At 57.6% G+C, this 20,166-nt stretch carries 19 protein-coding genes, 2 tRNA genes and 1 pseudogene; 6 read left to right on the top strand and 16 right to left on the bottom strand.

Annotated features, from left to right (window positions below; genetic code table 11):
* Window positions 1–5 precede the first annotated feature (5 nt).
* A complete protein-coding gene (locus tag Q7W83_RS08340) occupies window positions 6–1,013 on the bottom strand; it encodes an Ldh family oxidoreductase (protein WP_473655892.1) in 1,008 nt (335 codons plus the stop codon).
* A gap of 263 nt (window positions 1,014–1,276) precedes the next feature.
* On the opposite strand from Q7W83_RS08340, the gene Q7W83_RS08335 reads away from it, so the two are divergent.
* The gene (locus Q7W83_RS08335) at window positions 1,277–2,407 is read left to right on the top strand and encodes a nitrilase-related carbon-nitrogen hydrolase (RefSeq protein ID WP_150638819.1); all 1,131 of its coding nucleotides are present in this window, start codon (window positions 1,277–1,279) and stop codon (window positions 2,405–2,407) included.
* A gap of 3 nt (window positions 2,408–2,410) precedes the next feature.
* Entirely contained in the window at window positions 2,411–3,451 is a 1,041-nt protein-coding gene (locus Q7W83_RS08330; RefSeq protein ID WP_150638821.1) for an AraC family transcriptional regulator, read from the top strand.
* A gap of 3 nt (window positions 3,452–3,454) precedes the next feature.
* Here the strand turns inward: Q7W83_RS08330 and Q7W83_RS08325 are convergent, their stop codons facing one another.
* From Q7W83_RS08325 to Q7W83_RS08280, 10 genes are all read right to left on the bottom strand, one after another.
* The gene (locus tag Q7W83_RS08325; RefSeq protein ID WP_191623712.1) at window positions 3,455–3,601 is read right to left on the bottom strand and encodes a hypothetical protein; all 147 of its coding nucleotides are present in this window, start codon (window positions 3,599–3,601) and stop codon (window positions 3,455–3,457) included.
* A gap of 200 nt (window positions 3,602–3,801) precedes the next feature.
* On the bottom strand, window positions 3,802–4,635 hold the full coding sequence (locus Q7W83_RS08320) for a DUF2242 domain-containing protein (RefSeq protein ID WP_150632553.1): 834 nt from the start codon (window positions 4,633–4,635) through the stop codon (window positions 3,802–3,804).
* Between the two features lie 230 nt (window positions 4,636–4,865).
* The gene (locus Q7W83_RS08315; protein WP_150638825.1) at window positions 4,866–6,737 is read right to left on the bottom strand and encodes a SurA N-terminal domain-containing protein; all 1,872 of its coding nucleotides are present in this window, start codon (window positions 6,735–6,737) and stop codon (window positions 4,866–4,868) included.
* Between the two features lie 233 nt (window positions 6,738–6,970).
* Window positions 6,971–7,243 carry an HU family DNA-binding protein gene (locus Q7W83_RS08310; protein WP_002552737.1) on the bottom strand — a complete coding sequence of 91 codons (273 nt, stop codon included), beginning with the start codon at window positions 7,241–7,243 and terminating at the stop codon, window positions 6,971–6,973.
* Window positions 7,244–7,390: 147 nt separating this feature from the next.
* A complete protein-coding gene (lon, locus tag Q7W83_RS08305) occupies window positions 7,391–9,787 on the bottom strand; it encodes an endopeptidase La (protein WP_052909694.1) in 2,397 nt (798 codons plus the stop codon).
* A gap of 251 nt (window positions 9,788–10,038) precedes the next feature.
* Complete coding sequence (gene clpX, locus Q7W83_RS08300; protein ID WP_007946893.1) at window positions 10,039–11,322, bottom strand: ATP-dependent Clp protease ATP-binding subunit ClpX; 1,284 nt, start codon at window positions 11,320–11,322, stop codon at window positions 10,039–10,041.
* Between the two features lie 112 nt (window positions 11,323–11,434).
* Entirely contained in the window at window positions 11,435–12,070 is a 636-nt protein-coding gene (gene clpP, locus Q7W83_RS08295) for an ATP-dependent Clp endopeptidase proteolytic subunit ClpP (protein WP_046047575.1), read from the bottom strand.
* A gap of 93 nt (window positions 12,071–12,163) precedes the next feature.
* Window positions 12,164–13,474, bottom strand: coding sequence for a trigger factor (gene tig / locus Q7W83_RS08290; protein WP_150632551.1), 1,311 nt, complete (start codon window positions 13,472–13,474; stop codon window positions 12,164–12,166).
* A 402-nt stretch (window positions 13,475–13,876) separates the two neighbouring features.
* Window positions 13,877–13,952 (bottom strand) — tRNA-His (locus tag Q7W83_RS08285).
* A gap of 32 nt (window positions 13,953–13,984) precedes the next feature.
* Window positions 13,985–14,061: transfer RNA gene (locus Q7W83_RS08280), tRNA-Arg, on the bottom strand.
* A gap of 275 nt (window positions 14,062–14,336) precedes the next feature.
* On the opposite strand from Q7W83_RS08280, the gene folD reads away from it, so the two are divergent.
* Together folD and pbpG are read left to right on the top strand one after the other, a co-directional pair.
* A complete protein-coding gene (gene folD / locus Q7W83_RS08275; protein ID WP_150632549.1) occupies window positions 14,337–15,191 on the top strand; it encodes a bifunctional methylenetetrahydrofolate dehydrogenase/methenyltetrahydrofolate cyclohydrolase FolD in 855 nt (284 codons plus the stop codon).
* Window positions 15,192–15,430: 239 nt separating this feature from the next.
* A complete protein-coding gene (gene pbpG, locus Q7W83_RS08270; protein ID WP_150632548.1) occupies window positions 15,431–16,369 on the top strand; it encodes a D-alanyl-D-alanine endopeptidase in 939 nt (312 codons plus the stop codon).
* Between the two features lie 51 nt (window positions 16,370–16,420).
* Here pbpG and Q7W83_RS08265 read toward each other — a convergent pair whose 3' ends face one another.
* From Q7W83_RS08265 to Q7W83_RS08255, 3 genes and pseudogenes are all read right to left on the bottom strand, one after another.
* Entirely contained in the window at window positions 16,421–16,636 is a 216-nt protein-coding gene (locus tag Q7W83_RS08265) for a hypothetical protein (RefSeq protein WP_473655891.1), read from the bottom strand.
* A gap of 19 nt (window positions 16,637–16,655) precedes the next feature.
* Window positions 16,656–16,862, bottom strand: coding sequence for a DUF6021 family protein (locus tag Q7W83_RS08260; RefSeq protein ID WP_150632546.1), 207 nt, complete (start codon window positions 16,860–16,862; stop codon window positions 16,656–16,658).
* Between the two features lie 94 nt (window positions 16,863–16,956).
* Window positions 16,957–17,686 (bottom strand): annotated as a pseudogene (locus tag Q7W83_RS08255) (cysteine peptidase family C39 domain-containing protein).
* A gap of 169 nt (window positions 17,687–17,855) precedes the next feature.
* Between Q7W83_RS08255 and Q7W83_RS08250 the strand changes: the two are divergent.
* The gene (locus tag Q7W83_RS08250; protein ID WP_191623711.1) at window positions 17,856–18,026 is read left to right on the top strand and encodes a hypothetical protein; all 171 of its coding nucleotides are present in this window, start codon (window positions 17,856–17,858) and stop codon (window positions 18,024–18,026) included.
* An 81-nt stretch (window positions 18,027–18,107) separates the two neighbouring features.
* Here the strand turns inward: Q7W83_RS08250 and Q7W83_RS08245 are convergent, their stop codons facing one another.
* Both Q7W83_RS08245 and Q7W83_RS08240 read right to left on the bottom strand, forming a co-directional pair.
* Window positions 18,108–18,857: a TerC family protein gene (locus Q7W83_RS08245; RefSeq protein ID WP_150632545.1), complete on the bottom strand. Its 750-nt coding sequence runs from the start codon at window positions 18,855–18,857 to the stop codon at window positions 18,108–18,110.
* Between the two features lie 29 nt (window positions 18,858–18,886).
* A complete protein-coding gene (locus Q7W83_RS08240) occupies window positions 18,887–19,129 on the bottom strand; it encodes a hypothetical protein (RefSeq protein ID WP_150632544.1) in 243 nt (80 codons plus the stop codon).
* Window positions 19,130–19,264: 135 nt separating this feature from the next.
* Between Q7W83_RS08240 and nhaR the strand changes: the two genes are divergently transcribed.
* Window positions 19,265–20,164 carry a transcriptional activator NhaR gene (gene nhaR, locus Q7W83_RS08235; protein ID WP_150632543.1) on the top strand — a complete coding sequence of 300 codons (900 nt, stop codon included), beginning with the start codon at window positions 19,265–19,267 and terminating at the stop codon, window positions 20,162–20,164.
* The last annotated feature ends 2 nt before the right edge of the window (window positions 20,165–20,166 follow it).

Here is a 20,166-nt window from a genome sequence, read left to right as displayed (position 1 = left end):
TTCAGTCATTCCAGCAGTGCTTTGAGGTCGTTGTACAAGCCCTCGGAAATCTCCACGCCCTCCACCAGGCTACGCGCTCGCGCCTCGTAGCGCCGTTGCGAGGGCAACCGTGCGCCCTGCCCTTCAATGCTCTCGAACAAGACCTCGGCGCGGGCCAGATGCTGCTCGGTGGAGTCGCCGAGAAAACGTCGCGGATCAAGAGCGATGATCAACTCGCCATGGTACGGCGACGACTTGCTCCCGGCGTCGTAAGCCAGTGACTCGGCACTGGTCAGGTCACCGATCAGCGGTCCGGCGATCAGCTCCACCATGGCCGCCAGCGCCGAACCTTTGTGCCCGCCGAACGTCAGCATCGCGCCCGCATCCAACACCACGCTGGCGTCGGTGCTGGGCCGCCCCTGAGCGTCTACGCCCCAGCCCTCGGGAATTGCTTTACCGGCGCGCCGGTGCAACTCGATATCGCCACGAGCGATCGCGCTGGTGGCGAAGTCAAACACAAACGGGTCCTTGCCCGCGCGTGGCCAGCCGAACGCAATGGGATTGGTGCCGAACACCGGCTGACTGCCGCCCGCAGGCGCCACCCAGGCATGACTGGGATTGCAGGCCAACGCCACGAGACCGGCCGCCGTCAGTTGTTCGATCTCCACCCACAGCGCAGAGAAATGCACACAGTGATTAATGGCCAACGCGGCAATACCGTTTGCCCGGGCTTTGTGCGCCAGCACCGGCAGCCCGGCCTGGAATGCCAATTGCGAAAAACCACCCGCCGCATCCACACGCACAATCGATGGCGCTTGATCGATGACTTGCGGCTGTGCATCAGCCGCTACTTTGCCGGCCCTCAGCGAGTTGACGCAGCCAAGAATCCGATACAAACCATGGGAGGCGCAGCCATCGCGTTCGCCGGCAATCACCGTGGCAGTCACCGCTTGAGCGTGGGCCCGGTTGAAACCGTTATGCAGCAAGATCGATTCGGCCAGCTCACGAGCTTCGGCCAGAGACAGTCGGATCATAATGACCTCCTTGAACAGACCGTCCAGACTGGCTCACTCCAACTCCCACGGCTTGATCGCTTTAGGCCGGGGCGATGACGAATTCAGCACATATCGATCATGGCAACACGACTTTGCGTTGATTCGACGTCGTCGGCCATCATTCCGGTCAAAACCGCAAAAAAATCAAAAAAACAGCCCCTCGACTCGCTGTTTTACCGTAGCCTCGTTCCCCATCTGCACGCCAATCATGAAACCTGCAAACGGCCGTCGACTGTTTTCCCATGCGCAAACTTCTGTACCTGTCTTTCTCCCTGGCATTGATTGCCGTCCTGACAACCTACGCCATGTGGGCCGCGGATCGCCCGGTGGGTCACTATCTGTCGGACCTGCGTATCGATCTCGCCATCGATCAGGGCCTGCCTGCCGATCGTGGCAATCTTCTGGGCATCCAGCCCGAACTGTTTCCCACCGACTACCAAAGCCCTGAACGCTTGCACCGCAAACTCGCGGCCTATTTGCAAAAAGCCCAGGAACAGGGACTGTTGAATGAAAAAACCATCGTCGTGCTGCCTGAACATGTCGGCACCTGGCTGATGGTCAGCGGCGAGAAAGACGAGTTGTATCAGGCGACCACGCTCAAGGAAGCCATGAACTGGCTGGCGGTGAGCAACCCGCTGAAGTTCATCCGCGCGTTGATCAGTGCCAAGGGTGACAACCGCCTCGACGATGCGCACCTGCGCATGAAAGCCAAGAGCATGGCCAAGGATTACCAGGCGCTGTTTGGTGGTCTGGCGAAGGAGTTTCACGTGACGCTGGTAGCGGGCTCCATCGTGTTGCCGGAGCCGAGCATCATCGATGGCACCCTGAAAATCGGGCGCGGTGCGCTGTACAACAGCAGCGTGGTGTTCGGCCGCGATGGCCTGCCGATTGGCCAGCCACAGCGGCAGATGCACCCGATCTTCGATGACAACGACGTGATCGAAGCCAATGGCGAACACACGCTCAACGTCGTCGACACCCCGGCCGGACGCCTGGGCGTGCTGATCGGCAGCGATAGCTGGTACCCGGATAACTACCGCAAACTCGACAATCAGGGCACGCAACTGGTCGCGGTCCCGGCATTCGTCAGCGGTCGCGGCACTTGGGACAAACCATGGCGCGGCTACAAGGGTTTATCGACGCCCGGTTCCGTCAGCCTCAAGGCCGGCGAACTCAGCGAAGGCCAGGCCTGGCATCGCCTGACGCTGACCGCTCAACCGCCCAGCAGCCAGGCCATCGCTGGCATGAGCGTGTTCCTGCGCGGGCAATTCTGGGATCAGGGCAGCGCCGGGCAGAGCTTTCTCAGCAGCAACGGGCAGCATTTCGCCGGTGGAAATGTCCGTGGTGCGCGCTTGCTGAATCTTTGGTTGTGAGCCATGAAACCGTTGCCGATGCGACTGGGCGATTTGTCGGTGGGCTTTGTTCATAGCCTGGCCGACGCGGTGCGCAGTCACGGCATCGATCCTCAGCCTCTGCTCGACCAGTATGGCCTCGACCCCGCCCGACTTGGCGAAGCCTGCGCCCGGCTGTCTATCCCGCGCTACATGCGCCTGGGCCACGGTGCCATCCAACTGACCGCCGACCCGGCACTGGGTTTACGCATGGGCCGGCTCAGCCGTCTGAGTCAGGCCGGCCTGGCCGGAGTTACTGCCGCGCAGGCGCCGACAGTGCGCGAAGCGGCACGTTGCCTGATTCGCTTCGAGGCCTTGTACGGCTCCAACTATCGCGGTCAATCGAGCTTCCATGAAGATGCCCAAGGCGCGTGGCTGCGGTTCTATTCCATCAGCCCTTACAACGCCTATAACCGCTTCGTGGTGGATTCGATCATCGCCGGCTGGTTGCATCAATTGTCCAGCGTCAGCCCTGCGCCCTTGAGCGCTGAGCGCATCGAGATCGAATTCGACGAACCGGATTACCGAGAAGCGTACGCGGTGCTGGGGGATTGTCCGATCCAGTTCGGCGCCGAACAGAATCAACTGCGTCTGAGTCTGTCCAGTCTCGCTCAGCGCAACCCGCTGCACTGCCCGAGTACGTGGCGACATTTGCTGCAACTGTGTGAACGGGAACTGGAACAGCTGACACGCACCCGCAGCCTGCGTGAACGCATCACTCAGTTGCTGGGGCCGTTGCTCAATGGTGGCCGGGAACCCGACCTGGAAGAAGTGGCGGCACGCCTGAAGCTGCCTACCTGGACCCTGCGCCGCAAACTCGCCGAGGAAGGCACGCAGTTTCGTGCAATTCTCAACGACACGCGTCGCGACTTGGCCATGACCTACATTCGTGACACCGAACTGGCGTTCGGTGAAATCGCCTACCTGCTGGGCTTTGCCTCAGCCGAAGCGTTTCAACGTGCTTTCAAACGCTGGAGCGGTCAGACACCCGGCGAATTTCGCCGCAGTCACCGCCAATCGACCTGACGCTTACAACTCGGTAGCGTCTTCGGCCGGTTCCAGCGGGTCGAGTTCAAATGCCTGAAACTCGAGCAGCTCTTCTTGATAATCGTCCATTGTGAATCTCCCGCAGCTCATTGAAAAAACGCTTGAATAAATGACCAGCGCCTTGAGCATAAAGTGCCCGCGTGAAAGAAAAATGACGCAGGCATGACGCTTCGTCGCTACTGAATAAAACGTAGCAGGTGGTCAGGAATTTATCACAGGATTTTTTCGATACAGGCCATAGGAATATGGCCGGAGTTGACGCGGATCAAACTTGAACACTGTTCCGGGATCGATGGGCTGCCAGCCGATCCCGGAACGCCAGTCACCGACTACTGGCTAGTGACGGGCATGACCGGAATCGGTTCGCTCGGCGGAGGCAAATCCGACTGCGGCGGTGGTGTGACGTTTTCGGTCAACGGCGTCGATTCGGTGTTTTCGGCCGGGGCAACCGGTGCAGGCTCAGGTGGCGGTGCAACCGGTTCCGCAGCAGGTGCCGATGCAGGCTCAGCTGCCGGGGCTGGAGCTGGTTCCGCAGGCGGTGCCGGAGTCGGCACTAACGGAGCAGGTGCAGCCTTGGTTTCAGGCACGCCCAGGTCGGTTTTCGGCTTCTCGACGATGTGCGCGGCTTTTTTCGCTTCCGGCGGCAGGAACAACTCCACCAGGGTGAAGAAGCGCTCGTAGAACTTCGCCGACGAGACCGTTTCGCTGGCAACCTTGACCATTGAGTCGTCGGACGAGCCGATCGGCATCGATACCGAACCCAATACGCCGACACCGAGGCTGGCGGAGTTGTTGGTCTTCTTCAGCGCATAGCGATCCTGCAATGCGTTGGCGAACATGGTCGCGTGATGCCCTTCGCTGCCATCATCGGCACAGACCACACTGAAGCTGATCTCCATGTGGGTCTCGCCAGTCTGCTGAAAGCTCTTGTGACCACTGATCAGCTTCGGATCGCTGCTGGTGATGATGTAGCCCTGGCTGAGCAACGCACGACGAGCGGCTTCGCAGCTCTGCGCATCGGTCACCGGGTAATTGCGCGAAAACGTTCCGGAGTCGTCGAAGTTCTCGTGCTCATAGATCGGGGCTTTTTTCGACGAGCAACCGGCCGCGATGGCCAGCATCAACGCCAGCCCGGCAACCCGCACGGGAAATGATTTAAACATTGAACATCCTGAGGAAAACAGTCCGGGGCGTATTGTGCAACAGATCGATGCTTAGCGTCGCACCGATTAGTGTCTTGAAACAGTTACACGTGTGTTGACTACCATTGACCAGAAAAAGTCGTTCGAAAAAAAACCAGGCGACGGACAGTGCCTGTCGACTTTTCCCACGCCCACAAAAAACCCCGGCCTTTCAGCCGGGGTCTTTATGTCGCGGGAAACTCAATCAGGCATCAGAAACGCTTGATGTCCGCTTCCGCTTCGAGTTGCTTGCGGTAGGCCGCAAAGTCTTGCTGGCCAATACGCGAGGCGAGGAAGCGACGGTATTGAGCCTTCTCTTCTTCGGTCGGTGCAGCGGCTTCATTGACGCCGTTCAGACGCACGATCACCAGGCTACCATCGGCCAAGGTCACGCTGCTGAAGGTCGGCTTGTCTTTGGCAACCGGTTTCGGCATGCGGAACAGGGCTTGCAGCACAGTCGGGTCGATCCCTTCCTGAGCACGAGTCGCTGCAGCGGTGACTTTCCAGCTCTGGCCGTCGATCGCCTTGTCCAACGGCGTCTTGCCCTCACGCAGGCTGGCAATCAGCTCATCAGCCTTGGTTTTGGCGGCAGCACTGGCGTGCTCTTTGGCCAATTGCCCACGGATGGCGGCAGACACGCTTTCCAGCGGCAGTTGCGCGGGCTTCAGGTGTTCCTTGGCGCGCAACACGATCACGGTTTCCGGATCGAGTTCGATGGCGGTGCTGTTGGCACCCTCATCCAGCACTTCAGGACTGAACGCGGCAGTGATCACAGCACGGTTGGCCGTGACGCCGTCGCCACCTTCCCGGCCGAACGGCTTGGAGGTGTGAACGGTCAGTTTCAGGTCCTGCGCCGGCTGAGCCAGATCGGAGGATTCGAACGACGAGTCTTCCAATTGCTTGGTCGCCTCGACGAAACGCTGCTCGACCTGCTGGGTTTTCAGCTCTTTGGTCAGCTTGTCTTTCAGGCTGGCGAGGGTCGGAACTTCTGGAGCCTCGACACCCAACAGCTTGATCAAGTGGAAACCGAAATCAGTGCGGACCGGGGCCGAAACCTGATCCTTGGCCAACGCATACAGCGCGGTTTCGAACGCTGGGTCGTAGACGCCCGGACCTGCGTAACCGAGGTCACCGCCGTTGTTCGCCGAACCCGGGTCCTGAGAGAATTCCTTGGCCAGGGCCTCGAACTTCTCGCCTTTGGCCAGACGGACCTGAACCTCTTCGATTTTGGCCTTGGCTTGCGCCTCGGTCACCTTGTCGTTCACTTCGATCAGAATGTGCGCCGCCCGACGTTGCTCGGACAAGTTGGCGATTTCTTTCTGATACGCCGCTTGCAGGTCTTCGTCTTTCACTGCGACCTGATCAAAGAAGGAAGATTTCTTCAGTTCGAGGTAATCAATGATCACCTGATCCGGGGTCATGAATTCCTTGGCGTGCTCGTCGTAGTAGGCCTTGACCTCATCATCGGTCAGCTTCACAGCCGCCGGGTCAGCCTTGACGTTCAGGGTAGCGAAATCGCGGGTCTGTTTTTCCAGACGGGCGAAGGCCAGAACCTGTGCGTCGGTGACGAAACCGCTGCCTGCCAGACCTGCGCGCAACTGGCCGATCAGCATTTCCTGAGCCAGCATCTGGCGGAATTGCATGCGGCTGTAGCCGAGTTGACGAATGACCTGATCGAAACGCTCGGAGCTGAACTTGCCGTCCACCTGGAACTCAGGAGTTTGCAGGATCACTTGGTCCAAAGCCGCTTCGGAAAAAGCGAATTTCGAGTTTTCTGCCCCTTGCAGCAGCAGTTTGCGGTCGATCAAGCCTTTCAGGGCCGATTCGCGCAGCATTTTTTCGTCGAGCAAGGAAGCATCGAAATCCTTGCCCAGCTGTTGCATGAGCTGACGGCGTTGCATATCGACCGCCTGGCTCAGCTCGTTCTGACTGATTTCTTCGCCGTTGACCTTGGCCGCGTTCTGGCTGTTGGTCGTCGCCTGGAAAATGGCCTCGACACCGGTGAACGCCATCAGTACAACGATGATCCCGATAATGGTCTTGGCAATCCAGCCTTGTGAATTGTCCCTGATATTCTGCAGCATGCGTCCCCCAGAAACGGTTGAACTTCAAAATTAGGCAACCGTGGAGCGTGGGTAGAATCCGGATAGAAGAAAGGCGCATCCGAGGATGCGCCTTCTCGTAACTGGCGGAACGGACCAAGGGTTCGAACTTGCGACCCTCGGCGTCTCGGACCGGCTACTCGCCGACTGGACTACCGCTCCGCTGCCAGGTCAGGCATGACCCCGACCCGGATAGGCAAAAACCTGAATCGAACTTAGTTGACAGCTTCTTTCAGTGCTTTACCGGCTTTGAAACCTGGTTTTTTGGCTGCTGCGATTTCCAGCGTCTTACCGGTCTGTGGGTTACGACCAATGCGAGCTGGACGATCAGTCACGGAGAAAGTACCGAAACCAACCAGAACAACAGAGTCGCCAGCCTTGAGAGCGCCAGTGACGGATTCGATTACAGCGTCCAGCGCACGGCCAGCAGCAGCTTTCGGGATATCAGCGGATGCAGCGATAGCATCAATCAGTTCCGACTTGTTCACTCTAAGTCCCCTTATATCTATTTGAGTATGATTCTAAGTTTTTTGGTGAAAGCAAAAACGAGTGCTGAATGGCCTACAGACACTTAAGAGCCGCTTTATAACAAGGGCTCTAAAAAGCTGTCAACAAGCCCCCCAGGCAAATGCGTACTAATGCGTGCTAATTCTTTCCTTAGAGTCAGACTCGCGTTTTTCATCCTTTGCAACTATCTCCGGAGCTACATCGGGTAAGGGCTCCGGCGCGTATTGCAGCGCAATTTGCAGGACCTCGTCAATCCATTTAACCGGTTTAATCTGCAGATCTTGCTTGATATTGTCAGGAATTTCCTTCAGATCGCGTACGTTCTCTTCAGGAATGATCACCGTCTTGATTCCGCCACGGTGAGCCGCGAGCAGTTTTTCTTTCAGACCGCCGATCGCCAGCACTTGACCGCGCAGGGTGATTTCACCGGTCATGGCCACGTCAGCGCGCACCGGAATGCCGGTCAATGCCGACACGAGGGCCGTGCACATGCCTACACCGGCGCTAGGGCCGTCCTTCGGGGTGGCCCCTTCCGGCATGTGGATGTGCGTGTCGCGCTTCTCGTGGAAGTCCAGGGGAATCCCCAGGCTCTTCGCGCGGCTGCGGACAACGGTCAACGCGGCGGTGATCGATTCGACCATCACGTCACCCAGCGAACCGGTCTTGATCAACTGCCCTTTGCCCGGAACGACAGCGGCTTCGATGGTCAGCAATTCGCCGCCCACTTGAGTCCATGCCAGCCCAGTCACCTGACCGATCTGATCCTGCGATTCAGCCAGGCCGTAGCGGAATTTACGCACGCCGAGGAAGTGTTCCAGCATGTCGGCAGTGACCTTCACCGAGAAGCGTTTTTCCAGTGCATGCTCTTTGACCGCCTTGCGGCAAACCTTCGCAATCTGGCGCTCCAGCCCACGTACACCGGCTTCGCGGGTGTAGTAGCGGATGATGTCGCGGATCGCTTCAGCGTCGAATTCCAGCTCGCCTTTCTTCAGGCCGTTGGCCGTGATCTGCTTCGGCGAAAGGTATTTGACGGCAATGTTGATCTTCTCGTCTTCGGTGTAACCCGGCAGTCGAATCACTTCCATCCGGTCAAGCAACGCCGGTGGAATATTCATCGAGTTCGAGGTGCACAGGAACATCACATCGGACAGGTCGTAATCGACTTCCAGATAGTGATCGTTGAAGTTGTGGTTCTGCTCAGGGTCGAGCACTTCCAGCAACGCCGACGCTGGATCGCCACGCATGTCGCTGCCCATTTTGTCGATTTCATCGAGCAGGAACAGCGGGTTGCGGACGCCCACTTTTGTCATCTTTTGAATCAATCTTCCTGGCATCGAACCGATATAAGTCCGGCGATGACCACGAATTTCCGCTTCATCGCGCACACCGCCGAGGGCCATGCGTACGAATTTGCGGTTGGTCGCGTGAGCAATCGACTCCGCCAGCGAGGTTTTACCCACACCAGGAGGACCGACCAGGCACAACACCGGCCCCCGAATCTTCTTCACACGCTTTTGCACGGCGAGGTATTCGAGGATCCGCTCTTTGACTTCTTCCAGACCGTAGTGATCTGCGTCGAGGATGTCTTCTGCACGCGCCAGGTCCAGGCGCACTTTGCTCTGGGCCTTCCACGGCACCTGAACCAGCCAGTCGATGTACGAACGCACCACGGTTGCTTCCGCGGACATTGGCGACATCTGTTTCAGCTTGTTCAGTTCGCCCTGGGCCTTGGCCAAGGCATCTTTCGGCAGGCCAGCCGCATCGATGCGCTTTTTCAGCTCTTCGATTTCGTTGTGGCCTTCGTCGCTGTCGCCGAGCTCTTTCTGAATGGCCTTCATCTGCTCATTCAGGTAGTACTCGCGCTGGCTGCGCTCCATTTGTTTTTTAACGCGGCCGCGAATGCGTTTTTCGACTTGCAGCAAATCGATCTCGGCATCCAGCAACGCCAGGACGTGCTCGACCCGGGCCGACAAATCGATGATTTCGAGGATTTCCTGCTTCTGCTCGATTTTCAGGGCCATGTGCGCGGCCATGGTGTCGACCAGGCGGCCTGGCTCGTCGATGCTGTTGAGCGACGACAGAACCTCAGCGGGGACTTTCTTGCCCAGCTGCACATATTGTTCGAACTGAGCCAGCAGGCTGCGGACAAACACTTCCGACTCGCGCTCAGGCGCGTCGACTTCGTCGATCAATGAGACTTCGGCACGGCAGTGGCCGTCCACTTCGCTGAAGCGCTCCACGGCGCCCCGCTGCTCACCTTCGACCAAAACCTTGACCGTGCCGTCAGGCAGCTTCAGCAACTGCAGAACGGTAGCGATCGTACCTACGCGATAAAGTGCATCTTCACCGGGATCGTCGTCAGCAGGGTTTCTCTGAGCCAGCAGGAGAATCTGCTTGTCGCCCGTCATCGCGGCCTCGAGGGCTTCGATGGATTTCTCGCGCCCCACGAACAGCGGGATAACCATGTGCGGATAGACCACAACATCACGCAATGGCAGGAGAGGCAATTCGATGGTTGTCTTCATGATTTCGCCTCTACGGCGGCCATAAGGCCGTAAACAGATGGAAGTAAGCTTGAAACCAAGATGGGGGCTCGTTTGGAAAAAAACAAGCGGATAAAAGAACCACTTAGAAGATTGCAGGTACCGTAGCTTCTGCAACGGTATGAATACATCCCGAAAATCGGGTCGACGGTCAGGCCGCCTTCGCTGGCAAGCCAGCTCCCACAATAGCAAAGGGGCCCGAAGGCCCCTTCTTTATTCCAGCTGCGTGACGCTTAAGCGTCTGGCGCAGCCTTGGCAGCCGGCTCACTGTTTTCGTAGATATACAGTGGCTTGGACTTGCCTTCTATAACGCTTTCATCGATCACTACTTTACTCACCTCGGACTGCGAGGGGATCTCGTACATAGTGTCGAGCAATACGCCTTCGAGAATCGAGCGCAGTCCACGGGCACCGGTCTTGCGTTCCAGGGCACGTTTGGCGACCGATTTCAGTGCGTCGGCCCGGAATTCCAGGTCCACGCCTTCCATCTCGAACAGCTTGGCATACTGTTTGGTCAGAGCATTTTTCGGCTCGGTGAGGATCTGCATCAATGCAGCTTCATCAAGCTCGTCCAGCGTGGCGAGGACCGGCAGACGACCGACGAACTCCGGGATCAGACCGAACTTGACCAAATCGTCAGGCTCGACTTCACGCAGGGATTCACCGACCTTCTTGCCTTCTTCCTTGCTGCGCACTTCTGCGTTGAAACCAATGCCGCCCTTGGTGGAACGGTTTTGAATAACCTTTTCCAGACCGGAGAATGCACCGCCGCAGATGAACAGGATGTTACGGGTGTCGACCTGAAGGAATTCCTGCTGCGGATGCTTGCGACCACCTTGAGGCGGAACGGAAGCGACCGTGCCTTCGATCAACTTGAGCAGGGCCTGCTGTACGCCTTCACCGGAAACGTCTCGGGTAATCGACGGGTTGTCAGACTTGCGCGAGATCTTGTCGATCTCATCGATGTAGACAATGCCCATCTGGGCTTTTTCTACGTCGTAATCGCACTTCTGCAGCAGCTTCTGAATGATGTTCTCGACATCTTCACCCACGTAACCCGCCTCGGTGAGGGTGGTTGCGTCGGCGATGGTGAACGGAACGTTCAGCAAGCGAGCCAAGGTTTCGGCAAGCAGGGTTTTACCCGAGCCTGTCGGGCCGATCAGCAAGATGTTGCTCTTGCCGAGTTCGACATCGTCATTCTTTTTGTCGCGCTGGTTCAGGCGTTTGTAGTGGTTATACACCGCTACGGCCAGAACCTTTTTCGCACGCTCCTGACCAATCACGTACTGATCAAGGATGCCGCTGATTTCTTTAGGCGAAGGCAATTTATGCGCGCTGCTTTCGGCCTGGGCTTCCTGCACCTCCTCACGGATGATGTCATTGCACAGGTCGACGCACTCGTCGCAGATAAAGACCGAGGGGCCGGCAATCAATTTGCGCACTTCATGCTGGCTTTTGCCACAGAAGGAGCAATAGAGCAGCTTGCCGTTGTCCTCGCCGTTGCGGGTGTCAGTCATTCGTTCGATCCAAATCCGATAGGCTTGCAACACAAGATGAAGGCTATTGCGGGCTTTTTCAAGCCCGCAAGTGATCGGACCAGCCGACCCACCTTATTTTGAGCTGCTTATTTTAAGCGGGGCGCTGGGAGATCACTTCATCGATCAACCCGTACTCACGCGCGGCTTCTGCACTCATGAAGTTATCGCGGTTGGTATCACGTTCGATCTCTTCAAGCGTGTGCCCGCTATGCTTGGCCATCAGCGTGTTGAGACGCTCACGAATGAAGAGGATTTCCTTGGCATGGATTTCGATATCCGACGCCTGCCCCTGGAAACCGCCCAGTGGCTGGTGAATCATCACGCGTGAGTTCGGCAGGCAGTAACGCTTGCCAGGAGCACCGGCGGTCAGCAGGAATGCGCCCATGCTGCACGCCTGACCGATACACGTGGTCGACACGTTTGGCTTGATGAACTGCATGGTGTCGTAGATCGACATGCCCGCCGTCACCGAACCGCCCGGGGAGTTGATATAGAGATGGATGTCCTTGTCCGGGTTTTCCGCTTCAAGGAACAGCAGTTGCGCACAAATCAGGTTGGCCATGTAGTCCTCTACCGGACCAACCAGAAAGATCACTCGCTCCTTGAGAAGACGCGAGTAGATGTCATAGGCGCGCTCGCCACGAGCAGATTGCTCGACAACCATCGGGACCAGGCCGCCTGCGGCCTGGATATCAGAGTTCTGCTGAATATACGAATTACGGAACATGCTCTGCAGTCACTCCCAAATAGTTATGTCTTGAATACGCATAAGCCAGCACGAAGGCTGGCTTATGGTGTGTGCTTCTTACCGCAAGAAAGATCAGTCGGCTTGTGGAGCTTCTACCGGCTTGACCGCTTCTTCGTAAGAGACCGATTTGTCGGTCACGCTAGCTTTCTGCAGAACAGTATCCACAACTTGCTCTTCCAGCACAACCGAACGGACTTCGTTCAGTTGCTGGTCGTTCTTGTAGTACCAGGACACAACCTGCTCAGGCTCTTGGTAAGCCGAAGCCATTTCCTGGATCATTTCGCGAACGCGGGCTTCGTCAGGCTTGAGGTCGAATTGCTTGACCACTTCAGCCACGATCAGACCCAGAACAACACGACGCTTGGCTTGTTCTTCGAACAGCTCGGCCGGCAGTTGGTCAGGCTTGATGTTGCCGCCGAACTGCTGAACAGCCTGCACACGCAGACGGTCAACTTCGTTGGACAGCAGAGCCTTTGGCACTTCAATCGGGTTGGTGGCCAGCAGACCGTCCATTACCTGATTCTTGACCTTGGATTTGATCGCCTGACGCAGTTCGCGCTCCATGTTCTTGCGAACTTCGGTGCGGAAGCCTTCCAGACCGGTTTCCTTGATGCCGAATTGAGCGAAGAATTCTTCGTTCAGCTCTGGCAGTTTAGGCTCGGACACAGTGTTCACAGTCACGGTGAACTCAGCGGTTTTGCCCGCCAGGTCGAGGTTCTGATAGTCCTCTGGGAAGGTCAGGTTCAGAACGCGCTCTTCACCCGCCTTGGCGCCAACCAGACCGTCTTCGAAACCAGGGATCATGCGGCCGGAACCCAGAACCAGCTGAGTGCCTTTGGCGGAACCGCCAGCGAACACTTCACCGTCAACCTTGCCGACGAAATCGATGTTCAGTTGGTCGTCGTTCTGAGCAGTGCGATCGGCCACTTCGAAACGGGTGTTCTGCTTGCGCAGCACGTCCAGCATCTTGTCCAGATCAGCGTCAGCCACGTCAGCGCTCAGGCGCTCAACGGTGATGCCTTCGAAACCGGCAACGGTGAACTCAGGGAACACTTCGAAAATCGCGACGTATTCCAGGTCTTTGCCAGCTTCCAGGGATTTCGGCTCGATCGAAGGAGCGCCAGCCGGGTTCAGCTTTTGCTCAACGACCGCTTCGTAGAAAGAGGACTGGATGACGTCGCCGACAGCTTCCTGACGTGCATCAGCACCAAAACGGCGCTTGATTTCGCTCATCGGCACTTTGCCTGGACGGAAACCAGCGATCTTGGCCTTTTGGGCGGTCTGCTGCAGACGCTTGTTGACCTGAGTCTCGATGCGCTCAGCAGGCACGGTGATGCTCATGCGGCGCTCGAGAGCAGAAGTATTTTCAACAGAAACTTGCATGGATATTCCTCGTTGCACAGACGTTGGCCGGCCGTTTCCGACCCCAGAATCAAGGGCATGCATTCTAGTAGGTCAAACTCAAGAAGTCACCCTACTGAAAACGGGCAACAACGCAGCAGGCAATTTATAGGTGCGAATGCACGAATGCATCTCGCCCCGGTGGCAAATACAGCCAATCATGCCAGGGCTCTGCGCCAACCCTTCTATATATAGAAGCAGTTGCCAGGCATCGCCCTGACAGCCGATCTCGCGAGCAAGACCAGCGGGCAGCAAGGCATCATCGAGAAACAAAAATACGACGAAACGCCCTGCGCCTGCGACTCAGAACCTGCAGTCGCGGAACACTCAAACCGCTAAAACAAAAAAGGCGCCAGACTGTTAAATCTGGCGCCTTTCGAAATATGGGGTGGACGATGGGGATCGAACCCACGACAACGGGAGTCACAATCCCGTGCTCTACCAACTGAGCTACGCCCACCATATCGCGCTACTTGTGCCAAAGCTGCCTAATGGCGCACCCGGCAGGACTCGAACCTGCGACCATCCGCTTAGAAGGCGGATGCTCTATCCAGCTGAGCTACGGGCGCCTTTTTAATCTGTACCCTTGAAGGACTACAAACTAAGTGCTTTCCAGCCTTGCAGAATCGTAATTCCACTCGACCTTCTTAACCAGTGCTAGGCTGTGCCCGACAAGTGCGACGAATAGTATAGAGCCCCCCGTAGGGCGTCAAATCCTTTTTAAAAAAAATTCATTTAATTAAAGGGGTTAGAGGAATTTGCAGACCAAGCGCCTTTGCCCTCACCTCATGACATGCGAGAATGCGTTCTCTTTTTTTCCCCTCTCGATGGTTAATCACGCGCAATGACTGCACAACTAATCGACGGCAAATCGATCGCCGCCAGCCTGCGCCAGCAGATCGCCAAACGCGTCACCGAGCGTCGCCAGCAAGGCCTGCGCACTCCCGGCCTCGCGGTGATCCTGGTCGGCAGCGATCCCGCCTCTCAGGTTTATGTCTCGCACAAGCGTAAAGACTGTGAAGAGGTCGGCTTTATTTCCCAAGCCTACGACCTGCCTTCCGAAACCACTCAAGAAGCACTGACCGACCTGATCGATCGCCTTAACGACGACCCGGCAATCGACGGCGTTCTGCTTCAGCTTCCGTTGCCTGAACACCTGGACGCTTCCAAATTGCTGGAACGCATTCGTCCGGACAAAGACGTCGACGGTTTCCACCCTTATAACGTCGGTCGTCTTGCCCAGCGCATTCCGCTGCTGCGCCCATGCACGCCCAAAGGGATCATGACCCTGCTGGAAAGCACCGGGGCAGATCTCTACGGGATGGACGCCGTGGTCGTCGGCGCCTCCAACATTGTCGGGCGCCCGATGGCGATGGAGTTGCTGCTGGCCGGTTGCACCGTGACCGTCGCCCACCGTTTCACCAAGGATCTGGCGGGCCACGTCGGTCGTGCCGATCTGGTGGTGGTTGCCGCAGGCAAGCCGGGCCTGGTCAAGGGTGAGTGGATCAAGGAAGGCGCGATCGTGATCGACGTCGGCATCAACCGCCAGGAAGACGGCAAACTGGTTGGCGACGTGATCTACGAAACCGCCCTGCCCCGCGCTGGCTGGATCACTCCAGTGCCGGGCGGCGTCGGCCCGATGACCCGCGCCTGCCTGCTGGAAAACACGCTGTACGCGGCAGAAACGCTGCACAGCTGAGTTCACGCTTGAGCATCAGCGATGAACAAAAGAACCCCGCCATGAGCGGGGTTCTTTTTGCCCGGAGAATGAACACTACCATTCGCCGGAAACCCGCTGTTTTGTAGGGGGTTTCAAGGACTTTTACCGGTTGATTGAACAACCATCGACAGTTCTTCAGCCATACTCCTAAAATGCGTCGGTTTTCAAGAAACAGCCCGTTACAGAACGGCAAATCCAAACCTTATGAGTCTGCCAGCGTGAAAATCCGTCTTTCCATCCTGAGCCTATTTTTTGCAATCACAGGGACGTTCATCACGCCAACGGTCAATGCTGCCGATACCACCGCGGCACCTCGAGATACGAAACAACTCAAGCTGGCTTCCGGCAGCTCTTTGCTGCTGGATATGCAGACCAACAAAGTCATCTATGCCAGCAACCCCGATGTCGTTGTCCCTATCGCCTCCGTCAGCAAATTGATGACTGGTCTTGTGGTGGTCGAAGCCAGGCAGAACATGGACGAGTACATCAATATCAACATCAGCGATACGCCAGAAATGAAAGGCGTCTTTTCCAGGGTGAAACTCAAAAGCGAATTGCCGCGCCGGGAAATGTTGCTGATCGCCCTGATGTCCTCGGAAAACCGCGCCGCCGCAAGCCTGGCCCACCACTATCCGGGCGGCTATGTCGCATTCATTGCCGCGATGAACGCCAAGGCCAAGGCGCTGGGCATGACCAGCACCCACTTCGTCGAACCGACCGGCCTCTCCCCTCGTAACGTCTCAACCGCCCGCGACCTGAGCAAATTGCTGGTCGCTGCGCACAAATATCCGATCTTGACCGAGCTGAGCACCACCAAGGAAAAAACCGTCTCGTTCCGCAAGCCCAACTACAGCCTCGGCTTCCGTAACACCGACCATCTGGTCGGCAAGCCGAACTGGGACATCAAGCTGACCAAAACCGGCTTCACCAACGAGGCCGGTCATTGCCTGGTGCTGGTGACCAGCATGGGTAATCGTCCGGTGGCGCTGGTGATCCTCGACGCGTTCGGCAAGTACACGCACTTCGCCGATGCCAGCCGGATTCGCAATTGGGTCGAAACCGGCAAGGGCACCAACGTTCCGTCTGTAGCCTTGCAGTACAAATCGGAAAAGAACCTCAAGCACCGTCAGAGCGGTGTGGTTGAAGCCTCGAAGTAACGACGCAGGTAGCAAAAGCCCCGATCAGTCGGGGCTTTTTTTCGTCCAGCGTTAATCATTCGGCAGCGGCATCTGGTCGTCATCCGGAATGCCATCGCCGGCACTCGGATCCCTCCTGCCCTGCGGATGTTCGGTCGGTGCCACCGCAGGTCTGGCCAACGGGTCGCGCATCGGACTGTTCGGATCCATCACCGGATCAACGTCATCTTCGGGAGTGGTGGGAACACTGTCAGGACGTTTGTCGTCGAAACTCGAATCGGTAGACATATACACCTCGCACTGAACGTCAGGGTTTCAGATTAGCCAGCGGGTCGTAAGGCTTCGCAGGGGCCTTGTTATTCTCGCCCGGCTTTACGTCCTTGGGTGCCCTGGCAGGTCCGACGGGGTCGACCTGTGGGTCGGCGAGGTCCGGAGAGTCGGGGTCGAACCCCAAGTCGTTGCCCGATGAATGCTCAGATGAGTGCGGGCCGGTGGGTGCTTTGGGATTTGTCATGAATGCCTCCTTGGAACTGACCCGGAAAAATCCGGGCCCTTATTCCTCAGAGGCCAAGCGCGCGCGGCAGTGCAATGCAGATGACGAACGGAAACTATTGAGCGCCCAGCGCCCTCTTCGCACGGGCAGCTGCCTGTTCCTGGCCGGCCTGCGCCAGGTCGTTCGCTGCTTTCAACCAACGCGACTGATCAACATTCGCCGGAATCTGCTCCGGCTTCTGGATCAGCACCGCCCAACCACCGGCATCCTTGAGCGACGATTCAAACGAGCTGAAGCTCATCAACTCCCGACGATTCATTCCCGCACGCAGCAGCACGGTCTGCTTCTTACGGTTGTACCCGGCAAGAATCGCGTAGCGTGGCTCTGCCCAGAACGCCGAGCCTTCAGTGAAGCGCACCATCACCGGGTAACCGGCGGCAACCTGGGTCAGCAGCGCAGGCAAATGCCTTTCGAGCGGGTAAACGACCATGCCGTACTCGCGGGCGAGGTTCTGCATGTTCTGCTGCAATTGCGCTTCGGCGCCCGGCAAATGCAGGGGTTTTTCAAGCAACCCCGGGGTAATCACGATGCCCTGCTGGGCCAACAGACTGGCCAGCACCTGAGGCCCGCTTTGAAAGCTTTGCCCGCGGTAGAACGTACCGCTGAGCTCCACGCGTTCCGGCAGACGCTTGACCTCCGGCGCCACACTGCCCGCGCAACCTGCCATACCCGCAACACAGCCAACAATCAGTGCTGCCGTTCGAATTCGCGAAAATACCCGCACCATCATCAACTCTCTTGTTCAGACGCCAGGTGTCCGTGCTCCCGGCTTGGCCGTTGATCATAGGACGCCGCACGACAGCGGTATAGCCTTTAGCGGCAGTTGTTTGCTTTCGATAGAGCGAACGGGTTGGTCATTAACGACCTTTGGTCAATAGCCTGCAACATGGCAGCGACTAGACTGTCACTTGCAACGCGTGTGTATGCCCGCAGCAGGGCGAAGAGGAGGCACTGATGAGCCTGACAATGACCATAGTGATGTTGATTTGCGGCTGGCTGGCTGTTGCCACCGCCATGTTGTGGGGAGTCCTGCGAATTGCCCGCCGACACCATCACCACCCCGTCCAGCCGGCTCGGGTGGTGAAAATCGATAAATCGAGTGCACGTCACGCCACTGTGCACTGACGGACACTTTTTAATGCCCCGAACAAAAACGGCCGCCTGAACTCTCGCGAGTGCAGGCGGCCGTTTTCATTTCAGCTCAGGTTACGCTTCAGCGGCGATGCGCTTCTGCCTGGCCCGTCGCGACATCATGTTCAAGCCTTCAATCGTTGCCGAGAACGCCATGGCTGCGTAGACGTAGCCTTTCGGTACGTGGGCGCCGAAGCCTTCGGCGATCAGCGTCATGCCGATCATGATCAGGAAGCCCAGCGCCAGCATCACCACCGTCGGGTTGTCGTTGATGAACTTGGCCAGCGGGTCAGCCGCGAGCAACATCACCAGCACCGACACCACCACCGCGATGATCATGATCGGCAAATGCTCGGTCATGCCGACCGCAGTAATGATGCTGTCGATGGAGAACACCATGTCCAGCATCAGGATCTGACCGATCGCGGCAGCGAAGCCCAGGGTCACGGTCGAGGTCGCCGACTTCGGATCTTCCGGCGCCGGGTCCATGCTGTGGTGGATCTCGGTGGTGGCCTTCCACAACAGGAACAGGCCGCCGGCGATCAGGATCATGTCCTTCCAGGAGAACGCGTGGCCGAGGAGCTCGATCACCGGCGCCGTCAACTGGACGATAAACGCGATGGTACTCAGCAGTGCCAGTCGCAGGATCAGCGCCATGCCGATACCGATGCGCCGAGCCTTCTGCCGATGCTGCTCCGGCAGTTTGTTGGTCAGGATCGAGATGAAGATCAGGTTATCGATGCCGAGCACGATTTCCATCACCACCAGCGTGGCCAGGGCGACCCAGGCGGTGGGGCTTGCAGCAAGTTCTAAAAGGTATTCCATGGGTCAGTCCTGACTCGTTTTAAGACGGTTTAGATTTCCTGGGACGACGATTCGGCTTTCTCTTTATCGTCACCCGATGATTCTTTCTTGCTGATCAGCCCGCCGGTGGCATCGCTGATCGCTTGCTCGGCGGCTTTGTGAGTGTCGTCAATCGCCTGCTTGGCGGTTTCGGCAGCCTTGCCCATCAGTTGCTGAGCGCTTTTTTCGGCCTGGTCGCAACCGGCCAATACCAGTAAAGACGCAATCAGCAATGCCGTGGTTTTAAGCTTCATGATGCATTCCTCGATAGAACAGAACGGGCCGAAACGATGGCCCGTTGATAGCGAGGCATTCTAGGGAGGCAAATACTTCAGGAAAATTCGTATTTTTAGCGGTTATACTTCGGCTTTTACGAACTGTAGGTCGCCATGCTCAACTATCGACAATTGCATTACTTCTGGGTCGTGGCCAAGACCGGCAGCATCGTGCGCGCCTGCGAGCAACTGAACCTGACACCGCAAACCATCAGCGGGCAGATTTCCCTGCTTGAACAAACCTACGGTATCGAGTTGTTTCGCCGGGTCGGCCGACAGCTGGAGCTCACCGAAGCCGGGCGCCAGGCCCTGCCCTACGCCGAGCAAATGTTTCAGCTTGGCGGCGAACTGGAATTGATGCTGCGGGCGCAACCCAATGAACAGCAGATTCTGTTTCGGGTTGGCGTGGCTGATGTGGTGCCCAAATCCATCGTCTACCGCCTGATCGCGCCGACCATGGAGTTGAGCGAACCGCTGCGCATTACCTGTCGCGAAGACAAACTCGAACGTTTGCTCGCCGACCTGGCGATTCAACGCCTGGACCTGGTGATCTCCGACAGCCCAATGCCGTCGCACCTGGACATCAAGGGCTACAGCCAGAAACTCGGGGAATGCGGGATCAGTTTCTTCGCCACCGCTGAACTGGCGGCGCAGTACGGCCAGGACTTTCCGCGCAGCCTGCACGGCGCACCGTTGCTGATTCCGGGGCCGGAAACCGTGGTGCGCAGTCGCTTGCAGCGCTGGTTTGCCGAGCAGCAGATTCAGCCGCGCATCGTCGGCGAGTTCGACGACAGCGCGTTGATGCAGGCGTTTGGTCAATCCGGCAGCGGGATTTTCATCGGCCCGAGCGTGATTGCCGATGAAGTGAAACGTCAGTACGGCGTGGAATTGATTGGCCAGACCGACGCTGTGACCGAATCGTTCTACGCCATTTCGGTGGAACGCAAGGTCAAGCACCCCGGCATTGTTGCGATTACCGAAGGTGCCCGACGCGAGCTGTTCACCGAGATGTGAGG

It is taken from the genome of Pseudomonas sp. 300 (genome assembly GCF_055803035.1).
Note: the sequence above shows the minus strand (reverse complement) of the source record. Positions and strands in the feature narration are given on the sequence as shown.